We start from the raw sequence: 545 nt of genomic DNA on the forward strand, positions 1-545 counted from the left end.
TCACTCTTCTCCGCCTCTGTTGATTGTCGCAGCCCGGATTCACATGCTGCAGCCGCCCAGGCGGGCGGTTTAAGACCGGCTGCACGGCGCTCCAGCGTTTCACGGACCTGCTGGGCAAAAATTTCCTGATAGTCGTCACCGCGTTTTGCGCACTCTTTCTCGTAGGTACTCAGTCCGGCTTCTATCAGCATCACCGCTTCCTGAACTTCTTTCAGACCATCGATGGCCATACGACCGGAGCCTATCCAGTCGCAGTTCCCCCAGGCACTGCGGGCTTCCTGAAAACTGAAGCGCGCTTTTGAAGGTAACGTCACCACGCGGCGAACGATGGCCTCTTCCAGCCAGCACAGAAACATCTGGCTCGCCTGACGGGATGCGACGAATTTTCGCCGCCCCATAAAGTACGCCCACGACTCGTTCGCACTGGCCCGTGCCGTGGAGTAGCTCATCTGGGCGTAATTCCGGGAAAGCTGCTCATACGAGACACCCAGCCCGGCAGCGATATACCGCAGCAGTGACTGCTCAAACACGGAGTAGCCGTTATC

General features: G+C 58.2%; 1 protein-coding gene. It reads right to left on the reverse strand.

Annotation, left to right across the window (positions count from 1 at the left end; all coding sequences use genetic code 11):
• Positions 1–545, reverse strand: a 545-nt coding sequence (locus CRV02_RS14375) for a phage portal protein (RefSeq protein WP_129090906.1), incomplete at both ends; no start/stop codon positions are given.

Source organism: Arcobacter sp. CECT 8989 (genome assembly GCF_004116715.1).
In the GTDB taxonomy this organism is placed as follows: domain Bacteria; phylum Campylobacterota; class Campylobacteria; order Campylobacterales; family Arcobacteraceae; genus Halarcobacter.